Origin of the sequence: Streptomyces sp. NBC_00647 (genome assembly GCF_045207245.1) — a bacterium.
Classification (GTDB): Bacteria; Actinomycetota; Actinomycetes; order Streptomycetales; family Streptomycetaceae; genus Streptomyces.
Genome location: NZ_CP109040.1, coordinates 7,877,423 through 7,892,973, shown reverse-complemented (window position 1 = coordinate 7,892,973; position 15,551 = coordinate 7,877,423). Strand labels below are relative to the sequence as shown.

Here is a 15,551-nt window from a genome sequence, read left to right as displayed (position 1 = left end):
CCTGTCCGGGAGGAAATGGGGCCCATTCGTCCACGGCGCCCACACGCGTCCGCCACATGTGCCCAAGCCCTGGTCGGAGCACGTGTGGCGGGTCCGCCGGACCGACTCTGACCGGCTCGGACCGAGTTGGACCGAGTTGGACCGAGTTGGAGCGACCCGGGAATCCGGTCCGCGTCAGAACTCGCCCGGTGCGCCCAGGCCCGTCAGCGCGCCGACCGGGTCGAGGTCGGGGGTGCCGCGGGGCCACCAGTCGTCGTGGCCCGGCTCGGACTCGTAGGCGTACCACAGGCCGTTCCGGCCGAGGCGGAGCTGGGCGTCGCCGCGTGGGTGGGTGAGGTGGTTGCGCCAGGGACGGAAGGCCGGGAGGTCGGCGGCCAACAGGAGCGGCCGGGCCCGGTCGAACCGGCCGGCCGGAGGGTCCCAGGGTTCCTCGAGGACGCTGAGCGCCTCGAACCCGCCCTGCCGCCAGGCCGCGACGGCCCGCGCCAGGTCCGCCGGCGTACGGCCGGTCGCGGAGGCCAGCGAGGAGTAGAGGGCACGGGTGGCGGCGGTGAGACCCGAACCGGGGCGGGCCGCCGCGATACGCACCGCGTCCTGCCAGAGCGTCAGCTCCGCGACGGGATCGCGGCCCGAGGTGAGCAGCGCGTGCGCGCGGGCGGCCGCGTCCGTGGCCAACTGGTCCAGCGCGAACGGGTCCGGTCCGCCCGGCGCGCCCGGGTAGGTCGGCGGCTGCTCGGGGTGCGCGGGCGGTGGCAGCGGGGCGGGGAGAGGTGGCAGCACCCGCCGTGCGACGGCGTCGCGGGCGCGCACGCCGGGCGGCGGTGCCGGCTCCCGCTCCTGGGCGGCGCGGGCCGCACGGGCGGCGTTGCGCCGGGACAGCGCGTCCAGCAGCTCGCGTTCACCGCGGCCGCGCAACAGCAGCAGGACGAACGGGTCCTGGTCCAGCAGCCGCGCCAACTGATAGCAGAGCGCGGCCGCGTGCTTGCAGGGGTGGCCGAAGTCCGGGCAACTGCAGTGCGGTTCGAGTTCGCCGGGGCCGGGGAGCAGGTCGACGCCGCAGTCCGCGAGCGACCTGGGCATCTCCTTGTCGAGCAGGGCGGCGATGTGTCCGGGGCGCTCGGCGGCCGCGTCGAGAAAACGGTCCCAGTCGTCTTCGGCGAGCGTCCGCACACGCACCTGGACGCGGTACGGCCGCGGGCGGCTGCCGTGCACATACGCGAGCACCAGACCCGGGGTGACGGTGATGGCGTCGACGTGCCCCTGCCCGGCATACGTCCGCCCGCGCGCCAACCGCGCCGCGTCCAGCGCCCCTTCCTCCAACGCCCTGACCCATGCGTTGCCCCACCACGTCTCCGCGAACGCGTCGGCCTCCGGAACGCGCGCGGGAAAGCGCGGGAACGTACGGCGCAACTCACCGTCACGGCCGGGGGATGCCATGGAACGGGGAAGCCGTTCGGCGGGGACGGCGACCGGTCCGCCGGTGGCGTGGACCGGGGTGTGGGCGGCCTGGGTGTGGGCGGCCCGGGTGTCGGGAGCGGGGTGGGCCCGGCGCGGCTCGGGTGTTGCCTCGCGGGCGGTCTCGGACGGCGTGGGCCGAGCGGTGAGGGGCTCCGGGTGCGAGGCCTCACGGTGGAGGAGCCCGGGGTCAATGGATCCGGGACGGAGGGACCCGGGGGTGACGGGGTCGGTGGCGAAGGGCTCGGGGTCGAGAGATCGCGAGGTGAAGGAGTCGGTGGCCGCCCTTGTGTCGCTGTCGGCCGCGGGGTGCGCGGGTTCCCCGTGGCCCCGGTGACGCGTGGCCTCGCCGGTGGCGTCGGCGGGGTTTGCCGTCCCGGTGTCGGCTGGATGCGCCGGGTGTCCGGTGACTGCGGCCACGTCGGGGGGCAACTGGAAGGCACCCGCGAGCAGATCGCGCAGTTCCTGCGCCCGGGATTCCCGGTCCGTGTTCGCGGGGCCGACGGGACTCCGTCGCCCCCGGGAGCCGGTCGATGACGTCCTGGCGGACCGGCGCCGTGGGTCGGCTCCCTTGCTCGTGGCTTCTGTTGCTCCTCCCCTGTCGCTCTCCGTCCCCTCTGTCCGAACACGCCTCGCCTCGTCCCGCGCGGCGCGCAACGCCTCGCGGGCGATGTCACCAGGGCGTGCGCCTCCCACGGTCCCCGCGCCGGAGCGGTCGGCCGATGGGGGGTCCGTCACTTCCGCAGGCTCCATCGAGATCTCGGCGGAGCCGGCGAGGCGGGCAGGGCGCCGACCTGAACCGGCCTCGGCAGCACCGTCGGATGCGGGCAGCGGCACATCGCCCACGTCACGCACACCACGCGCGCGAGCACCGGCATCGGTCTCGGGGGCAGGGTCGGGGTCGGGGGCAGGGTCGGGGTCGGGGGCAGGGTCGGGGTCGGAATCTGCATCGGAGTCGGTGTCGGTGTCCGGACCCACCTCCGGGTACGCACCCGGACCCGCACTCCCGCCGCCCCGGACGCCGGTCCCGTCAGCCGCACCGGCACCGGCGGCCTTCGCCGCCGCGGTCGCGCGTCGCAGGGCCTCGCGGGCCGCGTCACTCGGCCTGACTCCCGGAGAGGACGCTTCCTCGGGCACCGTGGGCACCTCGGAGGAGGCCGGTGTCGAGGGCCGGGCGGAGGAGCTGGACGCCGTACCCGTCACCGCTTCCCGCGCGGCGCGCGCACCCGCGTGCCCGTCAGCCGCCGGAGTCTCCCGCGCGTCCCGTCCGTCCCTCCCCTCGCGCTCCTTCTCCCGGGCGGCACGCAGCGCCCGACGAGCCTCGTCGGCCGGCCGGTCCCCGGTCGCGGGACGTGGCCGGCCCGCGCCGTCGGCCCGCTCGCCGCTCCCGGCCTCCGAAGCGCGACGCTCCTCCCCCTCGGTGCCGCTCATGTCGGCCTCCGAAGCGATACGAGGTCCGACAGCTCGCGGTCGGTCAGTTCCGTCAGGGACGCCTCGCCGGAGCCGAGGATCGCGTCGGCGAGGGCTCGCTTGGCTTCGAGCATCTCGGCGATGCGGTCCTCCACCGTGCCCTCGGTGATGAGGCGGTGGACCTGGACGGGCTGGGTCTGGCCGATGCGGTACGCGCGGTCGGTGGCCTGCTCCTCGACCGCGGGGTTCCACCAGCGGTCGAAATGCACGACATGGCCCGCGCGGGTGAGGTTCAGGCCGGTGCCGGCGGCCTTGAGGGACAGCACGAGGACCGGGGTCGCCCCGCTCTGGAAGCGGTCCACCATGTGTTCGCGCTCGGCGACCGGTGTGCCGCCGTGCAGGAGCTCGACGGGGACGGCTCGGGCGGTCAGGTGTGCGGTGATGAGGCGGGCCATGCCCACGTACTGCGTGAAGACCAGTGCGGAGCCGTCCTCGGCGAGCAGGGTGTCCAACAGCTCGTCGAGCAGGGCCAGTTTGCCGGAGCGGGCGGAAGGGCCGTGCGCGGCGGCCTGCGCGTCCTCCTTCAGGAAGAGCGCCGGATGGTTGCAGATCTGTTTGAGGGAGGTGAGGAGCTTGAGGACCAGTCCCCTGCGGGCGATGCCGTCGGTGGTCTCGATCGCCAGCAGGGACTCGCGGACGACCGCTTCGTAGAGCGAGGCCTGTTCGCGGGTCAGCGGGACGGGGTGGTCCGTCTCCGTCTTGGGCGGGAGCTCGGGGACGATTCCGGGGTCGGACTTCTTGCGGCGGAGCAGGAACGGGCGGATCAGCCGGGCCAGTCGGGCCACGGCCTCGTCGTCCTCGCCGTTCTCCACGGCGCGCGCGTGCCGGGCGCGGAAGGACTTGAGGGGGCCGAGCAGCCCCGGGGTCGTCCAGTCCAGCAGGGCCCACAGTTCGGAGAGGTTGTTCTCCACGGGAGTGCCGGTGAGTGCGACGCGCGCGGGGGCCGGGATCGTCCGCAGGGCCTTCGCCGTCGCCGAGTAGGGGTTCTTGACGTGCTGTGCCTCGTCGGCGACGACCATGCCCCAGGGCTGGTCGGCGAGGTGGGGGGCGGCCGACCGCATCGTGCCGTACGTCGTGAGGACGAAGCCGCCGTCGAGATCTTCGAGGGTGCGGTCGGGGCCGTGGAAGCGGCGCACCGGGACACCGGGCGCGAAACGGGTGATCTCCCGCTGCCAGTTGCCGAGGAGCGAGGCGGGGCAGATCACCAGGGTCGGTTCGCTGCGGGACCGCCGCAGGTGGAGCGCGATGAGCGTGACGGTCTTGCCGAGTCCCATGTCGTCGGCGAGGCAGCCGCCGAGCCCGAGGGAGGTCATGAGGTCCAGCCAGGCGAGGCCACGGAGTTGGTAGTCCCGCAGGCGGGCATCCAGGCCGGGGGGTGGCTCGACCGGGGTCACGCCCGCCGTGAGGCGGTCGCGCAGCGCGGCCAGCGCGCCGACCGGCACCGCCTCGACGGTCTCTCCGTCGACCTCGGCGGTTCCGGTGAGCGCGACGGAGAGGGCGTCGACGGGGTCGAGCAGGCCCAGTTCGCGCTTGCGGGCCTTGCGGACGAGCGCCGGATCGACCAGGACCCACTGGTCGCGCAGCCGGACGACCGGCCGGTGGGACTCGGCCAGGGCGTCCATCTCGGCCTCGCTGAGCAGATCTCCGCCGAGAGCCAACTGCCAGCGGAACTGGAGGAGTTCCTCGCTCTCGAAGAATCCGGTCCCGTCGGTCGCCGACCCCGGCGCGGGACGAACCACCGCGGCGGCGCTCAGGTCGTGGGCCAGGTCCCGGGGCCAGTGCACGGCGACGCCGGCCGCGCCGAGGCGGGTCGCCGCGACTCCGAGCAGATCCGACAGCTCCTCCTCGGAGAGGGCGAGCACATCGGGCACGTCCTGTTCGGACAGGCGGTCCAGGGGTGCCCAGACCCGGGCGGCACGGCGGACGGCGAGTGCGGCGTCGACGCGCGCGCGGGGTCCGAAGACCTCGTCGGCGTCCCCGGCCCAGAGGGCGGCCGCGTCGACGACGAGGGTGGGGTCGGCGAGGCTGTGCACCTGCACGACGGCTGCGCCCGCGCGGCGAGCTCCCTCGCCGTCGTCGAAGAGCTGGTGGGCGGACAGGTCCAGGCGCAGCGAGATCCGTACGCCCGCGTCCATGCCGGCGGCGACCTCGGCGGCCCAGTCGTGTGCGCCGGCCAGCCGTTGTGGTTCGCGCGCGGCGAAGGGCCTGCCGGAGGTGTACGGCGCGGCCGGGGTGCGCGGGAGGGTGTCGGCGACCGCGTCCAGGAAGGAGCGCATCAGGGCTTCCGGCTCGGGCAGCCGGACCGGTCCCTTGCCGGGCAGCGGTACGGCGTGTCCTTCGTACGGGAGGGCCGCGGCGACCGACCTCAGGTGGGCGATGTCGTCCTGGTCCAGCGGGCCGGCGCGCCAGGAGTCGAAGCCGTCGGGAGTGAGCCCGGGCAGCAGTCGCCCGCGCGCGACGAGGCGCAGCGCGTGCAGCGCGGCGGCGCCCCAGCAGGCGGTGGCGGGATGCGCCGCGGGATTCCGGCGGGCCCCCGCGAGCAGCGGCAGGGCTTCGCCGACGGAGAGCGTCAGCGCGGGCACGGTGCCCCTGCGGACTCCCGAGCCGTGCGGCCGTACGACCGTCAGTTCGGTGTGTTCGCGCGCGGACGCTCCCGCGCGATGTGCGGCCGGCGAAGCGCCTTCGGGGTACTCCCCGGTCTCCCCGTGGTCCTCGGTGTGCAGCGGGTCGCCGTCCGGGTCCCAGAAGGCGATCCGTCCCTCGCGGGGCAGCGGCGCGGGCAGGAAAACGGCGGCGAGCCGCACGGAGGGCTGCTCGCCGGGAAGCGGCCGCGCGGTGAGCTCCCGCGCCGGGGGATGCGCCGCGGACGCGGAGCGTGCCGGGGGCGCCCCCGCGGAACGCACCCGCTCGGCCACCACGTCCAACCCGTCCCGCATACGCCCGGTCACCTCCCGCCCCTCGGTCGAATCAGTTGTCTTCGACTCTACGGGCGGGGTCTGACAATCGGCTCCCACGGCCGCGCCGCGCGGGCGCGGGGCCGTCCGGGGCGGGCCGGGGCCACGTGTGCCGCGGGCCGCGACCGGAGCGGGCAGGGCAAGGCGGGGCAGGGCAAGGCGGGGCAGGGCATGGCGGGGCAGGGCATGGCGGGGCAGGGCAGGGCAGGGGCGGCGCGGTTACGGGATCGTGCGCGAGACGACGTACACCATGGGGTGTCCGGGCTCGGAGCGGTTCACGACGATGTCCTGGGTGGGCGCGGGGTCCTTCTGCTTGTGGACGAGTCCCCACCAGGGACCGGGTCCCGTGAACTCCCAGCCGACGACCTTCTGGTCGCGGGCGCTGATGGTGACGTCGCCCTTCTCCAGGGCGTCACGGCTGGTGCCGACGTCCGCGAGGAACTTGTCGAGGCCCGCCTCGTTCGTGCCGAACTGGACGTACAGCCGGCTGGTCTTCCAGTTGTTCGTCTCGTAGTACGCGACGTCGGTGGACCTGCCCGGGATGGGCACCTGGTAGAGGCGGCGCTGGACGCGCGAGGGCCAGCCCGAGGTGAGGCCGGTCGCCGAGTACTTCTCCTCCTTGTCCTTGCCGCTGTTGCGGCTCTGGTTGGCGGAGATCACCAGGTAGCCGGCCGGTACGCCGATGAGCAGCACGATGATCAGCAGCGTCAGGGCGCGGCGGCGGACCTTGTGGCGCGGGTCCTCCGGCGGCCGCTGCGGCTCGTCCGGGGGCGACGCCTGGCGTGGCAGCGAGGCCGTCACAGCGACTCCCGGGTGGTGCGACGGGACTCGGCGTAGCGCTCGTACCGCTCGTAGCGCTCGACGCGGCGGCGCTTGGCGCGCCGGAAGCGGCGGGCGACCAGCCGCGCGAGGTCGGCGGCGCCGACCATGCCCGCCTCGGGGCCGAGCTGGGCCCGCGCGATCCGTGCCTCGGGGCGGTAGCCGCGGCCCGTGAGGTGCCGGCGGAAGGCCTCGCGCGCGGGGCCGATCAGCAGGTCGTCGGCCGCGCTGACACCGCCGCCGATGACGAAGCAGGAGGGGTCGAGGGCGGCTGCCAGGTTGGCGATGCCGACGCCGAGCCACTGACCGATGTCCTGGAGGAGTTCGACGCACATGGCGTCGCCCTCGCGGGCCAGCTCGGTGATCATCGGGCCGGTGATCTCCCCGATGTTGCCCTTGACGTGCTCGATGATCCCGTACGCCACCGGGGAGTCGGCGGCGGCGAGCTCGCGGGCCTCGCGGACCAGCGCGTTGCCGGAGCTGTACTGCTCCCAGCAGCCGCGGTTGCCGCACGGGCAGCGGTGGCCGCCGGGCACGACCTGCATATGGCCGAACTCGCCGGCGACACCGAACTTGCCGCGCTTGACCTGGCCGTCCTCCAGGATCGCGCCGCCGATGCCGGTACCGAGCGTGATCATCACGAGGTGGTCCTCGCCGCGCCCGGCGCCGAAGCGCCACTCGGCCCAGGCGGCGGCGTTGGCGTCGTTGTCGACCAGGACGGGCACGGCGAGCCGGCCCGCGAGGCGGTCGCGCAGCGGCTCGTTGCGCCAGGACAGGTGGGGGGCGAACAGGATCCGGTTGCGCTCCGCGTCGACCCAGCCGGCCGCACCGATGCCGACGGCGTGCACGTCGTGCCGGTCGGAGAGGTCCAGCACCAGTTCGACGATGGTGTCCTCGACGACCTTGGGGCTCTTGGACTTGTCCGGCGTCTCCGCGCGGACCTTCTCCAGGATGTTGCCGTCGGCGTCCACGACGCCCGCCATCACCTTCGTGCCGCCGATGTCGATGCCGACGGTGGGGACGCGGGGTGCCGTCAGATGGGAACGGCGCTCGCGTGTCCCCACGGTCCGCAGGACGGTGGCCCGCGCGGAGCCGATGGGGGTGCCCCCCGCTCGAGCGGAGCCGAGAGCTCGGGGGAGCGCGAGGTCGCGGTAGGTGCTCATCGCGCCGATTCTGCCCTACCCCGCGCCGGGGCCGCACCGTGGAAGCGCGGGGACGCGCGTGACCCGTGGGCCGCGCGTGGCCGGTCCCGGCCGGTCGCGGGAGCCGTACGGGTCACGGCACGGGCCTCCTCACACGGCGCGGTTCTCCAGTTCGTGCCGCAGGTCGTCGAGCTCACTTCCGCCCGCCATCTGGCGTGTCAGCTCGTCCAGCGTGATCCCGTCCCGGGTGTAGCTGCCCGACATGGTTCCGCGCTTCAGCAGGACGAAACGGTCGCCCACCAGGTACGCATGATGCGGATTGTGGGTGATGAACACGACACCCAGTCCGGCGTCCCGTGCGGCGGCCACATATTTGAGGACCACACCGGACTGCTTCACGCCGAGGGCGGCGGTGGGCTCGTCGAGGACCAGGACCTTGGCGCCGAAATGGACGGCACGGGCGATCGCCACGCACTGCCGCTCACCTCCGGAGAGGGTGCCGATCGGCTGGTCGACGTCACGGAGGTCGATGCCCATGCGCAGGAGTTCCGCGTGGGTCGTCCGCCGCATGAGGTCGACGTCCAGGTGCTTGAACGGGCCGAAACCCTTCCGCGGCTCGGAGCCGAGGAAGAAGTTGCGCCAGACCGGCATCAGCGGGACGACGGCGAGGTCCTGGTAGACGGTGGCGATGCCCCGGTCCAGGGCCTCCCGCGGGGAGGACAGCCGGGTCTCCTCGCCCTCGATGCGCAGCGTGCCCGCGTCGTGCTGGTGCCGGCCCGCGATGATCTTGATCAGGGTGGACTTGCCCGCGCCGTTGTCGCCGAGCACGCAGGTGATCTCCCCGGCGCGGACCTCCAGCGACACGCCTTCGAGGGCGCGGATGTTGCCGTAGTACTTGCTGACATCGTCCAGCTCGACGAGCGGCGTGCCGTTCGTGGCGGCGGGTTCCCCGGCCATGTTCGTGTCCGTCGTCACTTCGTCGCCTCCGCGCGCTTGCGGACCCAGTGGTTGAGCAGGGTCGCGAGGAGCAGCATCACTCCCAGGAAGAACTTGAACCAGTCCGGATTCCACTCGGCGAACACGATGCCCTTGCTGACCATGCCGAAGATCAGCGCGCCGACGGCCGCGCCGACCGCGGAGCCGTAGCCGCCGGTGATCAGACAGCCGCCGATGACGGCCGCGATGATGTAGATCAGCTCGTTGCCGACGCCCTCGCCGGACTGCACGACGTCGAACGAGAACAGCAGGTGCTGGCCGGAGATCCAGGCGCCGAAGGCGACGCCCATGTAGAGACCGATCTTGGTCCTGTCGACCGGGACACCGACCGCGCGGGCCGCCTCCTCGCCGCCGCCGACGGCGTAGATCCAGTTGCCGACGCGGGTGCGCAGCAGGATCCAGGTGGCCACGGCGACCAGGACGAGCCACCACAGGATGGTGATCTTGAAGTCGACGCCGCCGATGGTGATCGTCGAGGCGAAGACGTCCTTCGCGGAGGAGAAGCCCTCCATGTCGGAGATCGACTTGGTGGAGACCGTGCCACTGATGAGCTTGGTGAATCCGAGGTTCATGCCGGTCAGCATCAGGAAGGTGCCGAGCGTGATGATGAAGCTCGGCGGGTCGGTGCGGGTCAGCATCACGCCGTTGAAGACGCCGATCGCGAGTGTGACGAAGAGCGAGACGACCACGCCGACCCACACGTTCGCCGTCATCTGGTAGCTGAACATCGACGAGATCAGCGCGGAGCTGGTCACCATGACGCCCGCGGAGAGGTCGAACTCGCCGCCGATCATCAGCAGCGCGACCGGGACGGCCATGATGCCGATGACCGACGCCGCGTACAGGACGGTGCTGAGGCTCGCGGTCCGTACGAAGCTGTCGGCGAAGATCGAGAAGAAGAGGAAGACCGCGACCGCGCCGACCACGGAGCCGAGCTCGGGGCGGCTCATCAGCTTGCGCAGGGGCGAGGTCTTCAGGAGCCGCTCGTCGGTCTCGGGGCCGGGCGTCGGCGCGGGTGCCGTGGCGGTCATCGGGTCCCCCGGTCCGCGTACTGCTCCAGCTCGGAGGCCTGGTCCTTGGTGATGATCTGCGGTCCGGTGAGGACGGGCCGGCCCCCGCCGAGGACGTCCGCGTTGTACTTGTAGAGCCAGAGCAGGTCCACGGCCTCGTAGCCCTGGAGGTAGGGCTGCTGGTCGACGGCGAAGCCGAGGGTGCCGTCCTTGAGCCCGGCGGCCACCTTGGCGTTCAGGTCGAAGGTGTCGATCTCGGCCTTGCTGCCCGCGTCCGCCTTGGCCTTGACCGCGGTGTCCGCGAACGGCGCGCCGAGCGTGACGACCGAGTCGATGGACCCGTCGGCCTGGAGCTTGGCGCCGATGGACGACTGCACGTCGGGCATGCTGGTGCCCTGGACGTAGAGGTTCTGCACGGTGCCGTCGAACGCCTTCTTGACGCCGGCGCAGCGCTGCTCGTGGCCGACGTTGCCCTGCTCGTGCAGGACGCACAGGGCCTTCTTGCGGCCCCGCTTGTTCAGCTCCTCGCCGACCGCCTCACCGGCGATGGTCTCGTCCTGGCCGATGTGGGTGAGCGCGCCGAAGGCCTTCGACTCCTCGGAGCCGGAGTTCACCGTGATCACCGGGATGCCCGCCTCGCGGGCACGCGCGACCGCGGCCTTCATCGCGTCGGGCTTGGCCAGCGAGACGATGATGCCGTCGACCTTCTTGTCGACCGCGGCGTCCACGAGCTGTGCCTGCTGCTGCGCCTCGTCGTCGTGCGAGTACAGGAAGTTGATGTTGTCCTTGTCGGCGGCCTGCTGGGCGCCCTTCTGCACGATGTCCCAGAAGGTGTCGCCGTCGCCCGAGTGGGTGATCATCGCGAAGGTCCACCTGGGGGTGTCCACCGCGGCCCTGCCATGGGCCTCCGCCGCCTTGCGGGCGTCCTCGGCCCGCTTCCCGCCGGTGCTGCTGCATCCCGCGAGGGACACCGTCAGCGCTCCTGCCAGCGCGATGGTCACCCAGGTCCGAGTCCGTGCCACGAGGCCTTGCCCTTCTTGCCGTGCTCCTTGGTGTGCCGGGCCAAGCGGACCGGCCCGGGGGCCCCATCCACGGGCCCTTCGGGGCCGGTGTCGAACCGGCCCAAACGACCAAGTATCGATCACGGGGATCATCCACCCGACCAGCGGGTCCCGCGCGCGGTGCGCCTCAGGGGCGTGGCGGGGCCGCTCAGGTGGTGTCGACGGGGGCGCTCGGAGGCCTGCGCACGAGCCCGTCAGGATCCGGGGAACCACCCGCCGCGCCGGTCGCCGTACGCGGCAGGGCGCTCGCCGGGCGGGCGGGTCACGGCCGTACGAGGAGCTGGAACTCGAAGGAGTAGCGCGAGGCGCGGTAGATGTGGGAGCCGAACTCGACGGCGCGGCCGGTGTCGTCGAAGGTGGTGCGCTGCATGGTGAGGAGGGGAGCCCCGGCCGGTTCGCCGAGCCGTTCGCCCTCCTCCGCGCTGGCCGCGCGGGCACCCACGGACTGGCGGGCGCTGTGCAGGGTGATCCCGGCGCCGCGCATCAGCCGGTACAGGCCGGTGGTCTCCATCCGGCCGCTGTCGAGTTCCAGCAGGCCGGGGGGCAGGAAGTTGCAGAGGTACGCCATCGGCTCACCGTGCGCGAGACGGAGCCGCTCGACACGGTGGACCTCGCTGTCCTCGGCCACGCCGAGGGCGGCGGCGATCTCGGTGGACGCCGGTTCGACGGTGTTGACGACCACCTGGGTCGCTGGGCGCTGGCCCGCCGATTCCAGGTCGTCGTAGAGGCTGCTGAGTTCCAGGGGACGCTTGACCTGGCTGTGCACGACCTGGGTGCCGACGCCGCGGCGCCGTACGAGCAGGCCCTTGTCGACGAGGGACTGGATGGCCTGGCGGACCGTGGGGCGGGACAGGCCGAGCCGCGCGGCGAGCTCGATCTCGTTGCCGAGCAGGCTGCCCGGGGTCAGTGCTCCGTGCTCGATGGCGGCCTCGAGTTGCTGCGACAGCTGGAAGTACAGCGGGACCGGGCTGCTGCGGTCGACGCTGAGCTGGAGCGACACGGTCGGATCCACATCTGGTTTGGGCACGGCCCGAGCGTAGCTCCGGGAGATGTTGACGGGAAGTTGTGAAGTTCGATTGTCCGGACAAAGCATTGACAGCATGGCCGGTCGGCCCTCACTTTGTTCCCATGCGCATCGGACTCATCGGAGCGGGTCGTATCGGTACATTTCATGCGACCACTCTCAGCCGTCACCGTGAGGTCGGCGGCTCCCTCATCGTCACGGACGCGGACCCCGCACGGGCTCAGCGACTGGCGGACCGGCTGGGCGCGACAGCGGCGCCCAGCGTGAACGAGATCTTCACCTGGGGCGTGGACGCGGTGGTCATCACCGCCGCCACCTCGGCCCACGCCGAACTGATCGGTCGGGCAGCACGCTCCGGGCTCCCGGTCTTCTGCGAGAAGCCCATAGCGCTCGATCTGGCCGGCACGCTGGCCGCACTCGCCGAGGTAGATGCCGCCGGAACGGTTCTGCAGATGGGATTCCAGCGCCGCTTCGACGTGGGCTACACGGTCGCCCGCGAGGCGGTGCGGTCGGGCCGGCTCGGCCGGCTGCACACCGTACGGGCGATGACCTCCGACCAGTCGCCACCCCCGGCCGAATACCTCCCGCTCTCCGGAGGGCTCTACCGCGACTGCCTGATCCACGACTTCGACATGCTGCGCTGGGTCACCGGCCGCGAGGTCGTCCAGGTCTACGCGGCCGGCTCCGACGCCGGACCCGCGATGTTCCGTGAGGCGGGCGACATCGACACCGGCGCGGCCGTCCTCACCTTCGACGACGGCATGCTCGCGACGGCGACGGCCACCCGGGTGAACGGCGCGGGCTACGACGTGCGCATGGAACTCTCCGGCGAACTGGACCAGATCACGGTCGGACTCGACGACCGTACGCCGATCGCCTCGACCGAACCGGCCGGACCGCCGCCCGCGGACAAGCCGTGGACGGGCTTCCTGGAACGCTTCGGCCCCGCGTACGAGGCGGAGCTCGCCGCCTTCGTCGAGGTGGTCCGCGGCGAGCGCCCGAACCCCTGCGACGGCCGCGAGGCCCTGGAGGCCCTGCGCATCGCCGAGGCCTGCGAGCTGTCGCGCCGCGAGCGACGCGCGGTCTCACCGGCGGAGATCCCGGGCGGCCGGGACTGAGACGGGCGCACATCGCGCGCATACCCGACCCCGTCGGCCGGTTCACGAGCCCCGACGGCCGTGCGGTCGCTCAGCCGAGCAGCCGCACGGCCGGGCTCTCCCGGTCGACGCCGAGCAGCCGGTCGCAGTGCTTGCACGTCAGCCGGTACGGCCGCACCAGGTTGGTCTGGATGCTGCCGGTGCCCGACTCCTTCGCGTCCGGACAGTAATAGGCGAGGCCCAGCCGCACCCAGGGGTGACTGGTGGGCGCGGCGGCCTTGATGCCGTCGCGGGTGTCGGTGAAGGGAGCCCACCAGAAGTCGATCAGCGCCCGGACCGCCAGCCGCTCCGGGCCGCTCGTCGTGTCGAACCCCGCGAGCCTGGCGGCGGTGCGGTGACGGGTGAATCCGCTGCGGCTTCCCGAGCACAGCGCCTGCTCGGCCCCGCGGTCGAACACCGTCGTCCGCCCGGTCCGCTCACAGATGAAGCAGTCCAGGCTGAACTCCACCTGGGAACGCCAGTAGAGCCGGTGGGAGTCCTCCACGCCGGTCAGCTCCGCGGTGATCTCCGCCGTACGCAGCACGGTCGACGCTCCTCTCGCGGCACCGGGCCGCTCACCAGCGCACCGGCATGCGGCGCACGCCTCGCATCAGCATGCCGGGCAGCCATCCGCTCGGCGGTCCGTCGAGCGCCAGGTCCGGGCACCGCTCCAGCAGGGAGCGGAGCGCCACCCGGGCTTCGATCCGCGCCAGCGGCGCGCCCAGACAGTAATGGATGCCGTGCCCGAAGGCGAGATGTCCGCGGGCCTCGCGCCGGATGTCGAAGCGGTCGGGCGCCGGATACCGCACCCCGTCACGGTCCGCCGCGGTGAGACCGATCATCACCGCGTCACCGGAGGCGATCGCCGTGCCCCCGATGTCGAGCGGCTCCGCGGCATAGCGGAAGGTCGCGTTCTCCACCGGTCCCTCGTAGCGCAGCGTCTCCTCGATGGTGGCGTCGAGGAGGGTCATGTCGGCTCGCAGCGCGGCGAGTTGGTCCGGATGGCCGAGCAGGGCCCGGACCGCTCCGGCGATGAGGTTGACCGTCGTCTCGTGCCCGGCGATCAGGAGCACGAACGCCATGCCGCCCAACTCCCGCGACGAGAGACGGTCACCGTCCTCCGCGGTGGTACGGATGAGCCCGCCGAGCAGGTCGTCCGCGGGACCCGTGCGCCGCTTGAACTCGATCAACTCAGCGAGATAGGCGGCGAGTTCGACGAAGGCACTGTGCTCGCTCTCGGCGCTGGCGGGCGCGACCGCCTCCGTGGACAGCGCGCGGAAGGCGGCCCGGTCCGGCCCGGGCACCCCCAGCAGCTCGCAGATGACGGTCAGCGGGAGCGGATAGGCGAACGACTCGACGAGGTCGGCGCGGCCGCGCGGCACCATCGCGTCGAGCAGTTCGTCGGTGATCTCCTGGATCCGCGGGCGCAGTGCCGCGACCCGGCGGCCGGTGAACTCGCCCGCGACGAGCGTCCGCAGCCGGGTGTGCTGCGGCGGGTCGGCGACCAGCAGATGCTTGCCGATCAGCTCCTCGTCGAGGAACGTGACCCCGATCTTCTCCGCGTCCTTGGCCAGCCGCGGGTCGGCGAGCGCGGCCCGCGCCTCCTCGTACCCGACGACGAGCCAGGTCTCGTGCTGCGCGTCCGGCGACGGCAGGCGCACCCGGTGCACCGGGCCGAGCGCGCGCAACTCGGCGTAGACCGGGTGCGGGTTCTCGGTGAACCGCGCCCCGTACTCCCCCAGATCGATCACGACTCCCCCTCCCGTCACCCCGCTCAACGCGCGACGAAGCCGATCAGTGCCCGTCCTCCTCCAGCAGTCCGGCGTCGTACGTCAACAGGGCGATCTGCACACGGTTGTTGAGGTCGAGCTTGGCCAGGATCCGCGAGACGTGCGTCTTGACCGTGGCGACACTCATGAACAGTTCGGTGGCGATCTCCGCGTTCGAGCTCCCCCGTCCGACGGCCACGGCGACCTCGCGCTCCCGTTCGTTCAGTGCAGCCACCCGTGAACGCGCCCCGGACCTGCGGGTGTCGAGGGCGGAACCCGCGGCGTGTTCCATCAACTGGCGGGTGACGGTGGGCGACAGCACCGGATCTCCGGCCGCGACCCGGCGTACCGCCGCCAGGATCTCCGCGGGCGGTGTGTCCTTGAGAACGAAACCGGCCGCGCCCGCCCGCAGCGCCCGCAGCACCTGGTCGTCGGCGTGAAAGGTGGTCAGGACCACGACCTGGGGCGCCTCTTCGCGTCCGCGCAAGCGCTCGGTGGCCGTCAGTCCGTCGACGTTCGGCATCCTGATGTCCATCAGGACCACATCGGGCCGGGTGCGGTCGACGAGTGCCTCCACCTCGCCACCGTCCGCGGCCTCACCGACGATCTCGACGTCCTCGGCGCCGCCCATCATGAGGGACAGCCCCGCTCTCACCAGGGGGTCGTCATCGACGAGCAGCACACGAATCGCAGTCATGGCACCCACCTAACCAGC

Annotated in this window: 12 protein-coding genes; 1 reads left to right on the top strand and 11 read right to left on the bottom strand. The window is 72.6% G+C overall.

The window, feature by feature from the left end; genetic code table 11:
• Positions 1 to 174 precede the first annotated feature (174 nt).
• The 8 genes from OG788_RS34675 to OG788_RS34640 all read right to left on the bottom strand — a co-directional run bounded on the left by OG788_RS34675 (position 175) and on the right by OG788_RS34640 (position 11,907).
• Positions 175 to 2,886 (bottom strand): SWIM zinc finger family protein, encoded by a 2,712-nt coding sequence (locus OG788_RS34675; RefSeq protein ID WP_406375026.1) that lies wholly within the window; start codon positions 2,884 to 2,886, stop codon positions 175 to 177.
• Entirely contained in the window at positions 2,883 to 5,861 is a 2,979-nt protein-coding gene (locus tag OG788_RS34670; protein ID WP_406375025.1) for a DEAD/DEAH box helicase, read from the bottom strand. Before OG788_RS34670 ends, OG788_RS34675 begins: the two co-directional genes overlap by 4 nt.
• Before the next feature lie 237 nt (positions 5,862 to 6,098).
• Positions 6,099 to 6,680, bottom strand: coding sequence for a sugar kinase (locus OG788_RS34665; RefSeq protein ID WP_351547176.1), 582 nt, complete (start codon positions 6,678 to 6,680; stop codon positions 6,099 to 6,101).
• A complete protein-coding gene (locus tag OG788_RS34660; RefSeq protein ID WP_406375024.1) occupies positions 6,677 to 7,861 on the bottom strand; it encodes an ROK family glucokinase in 1,185 nt (394 codons plus the stop codon). Before OG788_RS34660 ends, OG788_RS34665 begins: the two co-directional genes overlap by 4 nt.
• Positions 7,862 to 7,990: 129 nt before the next feature.
• Complete coding sequence (locus tag OG788_RS34655) at positions 7,991 to 8,797, bottom strand: ATP-binding cassette domain-containing protein (protein ID WP_351547357.1); 807 nt, start codon at positions 8,795 to 8,797, stop codon at positions 7,991 to 7,993.
• A 14-nt stretch (positions 8,798 to 8,811) separates the two neighbouring features.
• Positions 8,812 to 9,867 (bottom strand): ABC transporter permease, encoded by a 1,056-nt coding sequence (locus tag OG788_RS34650; protein WP_356755958.1) that lies wholly within the window; start codon positions 9,865 to 9,867, stop codon positions 8,812 to 8,814.
• Positions 9,864 to 10,868 (bottom strand): sugar ABC transporter substrate-binding protein, encoded by a 1,005-nt coding sequence (locus OG788_RS34645; RefSeq protein WP_351547167.1) that lies wholly within the window; start codon positions 10,866 to 10,868, stop codon positions 9,864 to 9,866. The genes OG788_RS34650 and OG788_RS34645 overlap by 4 nt, the downstream gene beginning before the upstream one ends.
• Positions 10,869 to 11,169: 301 nt before the next feature.
• Positions 11,170 to 11,907 carry a GntR family transcriptional regulator gene (locus OG788_RS34640; protein WP_351547354.1) on the bottom strand — a complete coding sequence of 246 codons (738 nt, stop codon included), beginning with the start codon at positions 11,905 to 11,907 and terminating at the stop codon, positions 11,170 to 11,172.
• A gap of 128 nt (positions 11,908 to 12,035) precedes the next feature.
• Between OG788_RS34640 and OG788_RS34635 the strand changes: the two genes are divergently transcribed.
• On the top strand, positions 12,036 to 13,049 hold the full coding sequence (locus tag OG788_RS34635) for a Gfo/Idh/MocA family oxidoreductase (protein WP_266763756.1): 1,014 nt from the start codon (positions 12,036 to 12,038) through the stop codon (positions 13,047 to 13,049).
• Positions 13,050 to 13,119: 70 nt separating this feature from the next.
• On the opposite strand, the gene OG788_RS34630 is transcribed toward OG788_RS34635, so the two are convergent.
• From OG788_RS34630 to OG788_RS34620, 3 genes are read right to left on the bottom strand one after another with little or no spacing between them, the layout of a single operon-like run.
• Complete coding sequence (locus tag OG788_RS34630; protein ID WP_351547164.1) at positions 13,120 to 13,611, bottom strand: hypothetical protein; 492 nt, start codon at positions 13,609 to 13,611, stop codon at positions 13,120 to 13,122.
• Between the two features lie 31 nt (positions 13,612 to 13,642).
• A complete protein-coding gene (locus OG788_RS34625; protein ID WP_406375023.1) occupies positions 13,643 to 14,818 on the bottom strand; it encodes a cytochrome P450 in 1,176 nt (391 codons plus the stop codon).
• A gap of 43 nt (positions 14,819 to 14,861) precedes the next feature.
• Complete coding sequence (locus OG788_RS34620; protein WP_351547158.1) at positions 14,862 to 15,533, bottom strand: response regulator transcription factor; 672 nt, start codon at positions 15,531 to 15,533, stop codon at positions 14,862 to 14,864.
• Between the last annotated feature and the right edge of the window lie 18 nt (positions 15,534 to 15,551).

Bases quoted from the DNA above. Each gene is read 5' to 3' on its own strand.
- OG788_RS34675 (WP_406375026.1), bottom strand. From the start codon at position 2,886: ATGAGCGGCACCGAGGGGGAGGAGCGTCGCGCTTCGGAGGCCGGGAGC.
- OG788_RS34670 (WP_406375025.1), bottom strand. From the start codon at position 5,861: ATGCGGGACGGGTTGGACGTGGTGGCCGAGCGGGTGCGTTCCGCGGGG.
- OG788_RS34660 (WP_406375024.1), bottom strand. From the start codon at position 7,861: ATGAGCACCTACCGCGACCTCGCGCTCCCCCGAGCTCTCGGCTCCGCT.
- OG788_RS34655 (WP_351547357.1), bottom strand. From the start codon at position 8,797: ATGGCCGGGGAACCCGCCGCCACGAACGGCACGCCGCTCGTCGAGCTG.
- OG788_RS34650 (WP_356755958.1), bottom strand. From the start codon at position 9,867: ATGACCGCCACGGCACCCGCGCCGACGCCCGGCCCCGAGACCGACGAG.
- OG788_RS34635 (WP_266763756.1), top strand. From the start codon at position 12,036: ATGCGCATCGGACTCATCGGAGCGGGTCGTATCGGTACATTTCATGCG.
- OG788_RS34620 (WP_351547158.1), bottom strand. From the start codon at position 15,533: ATGACTGCGATTCGTGTGCTGCTCGTCGATGACGACCCCCTGGTGAGA.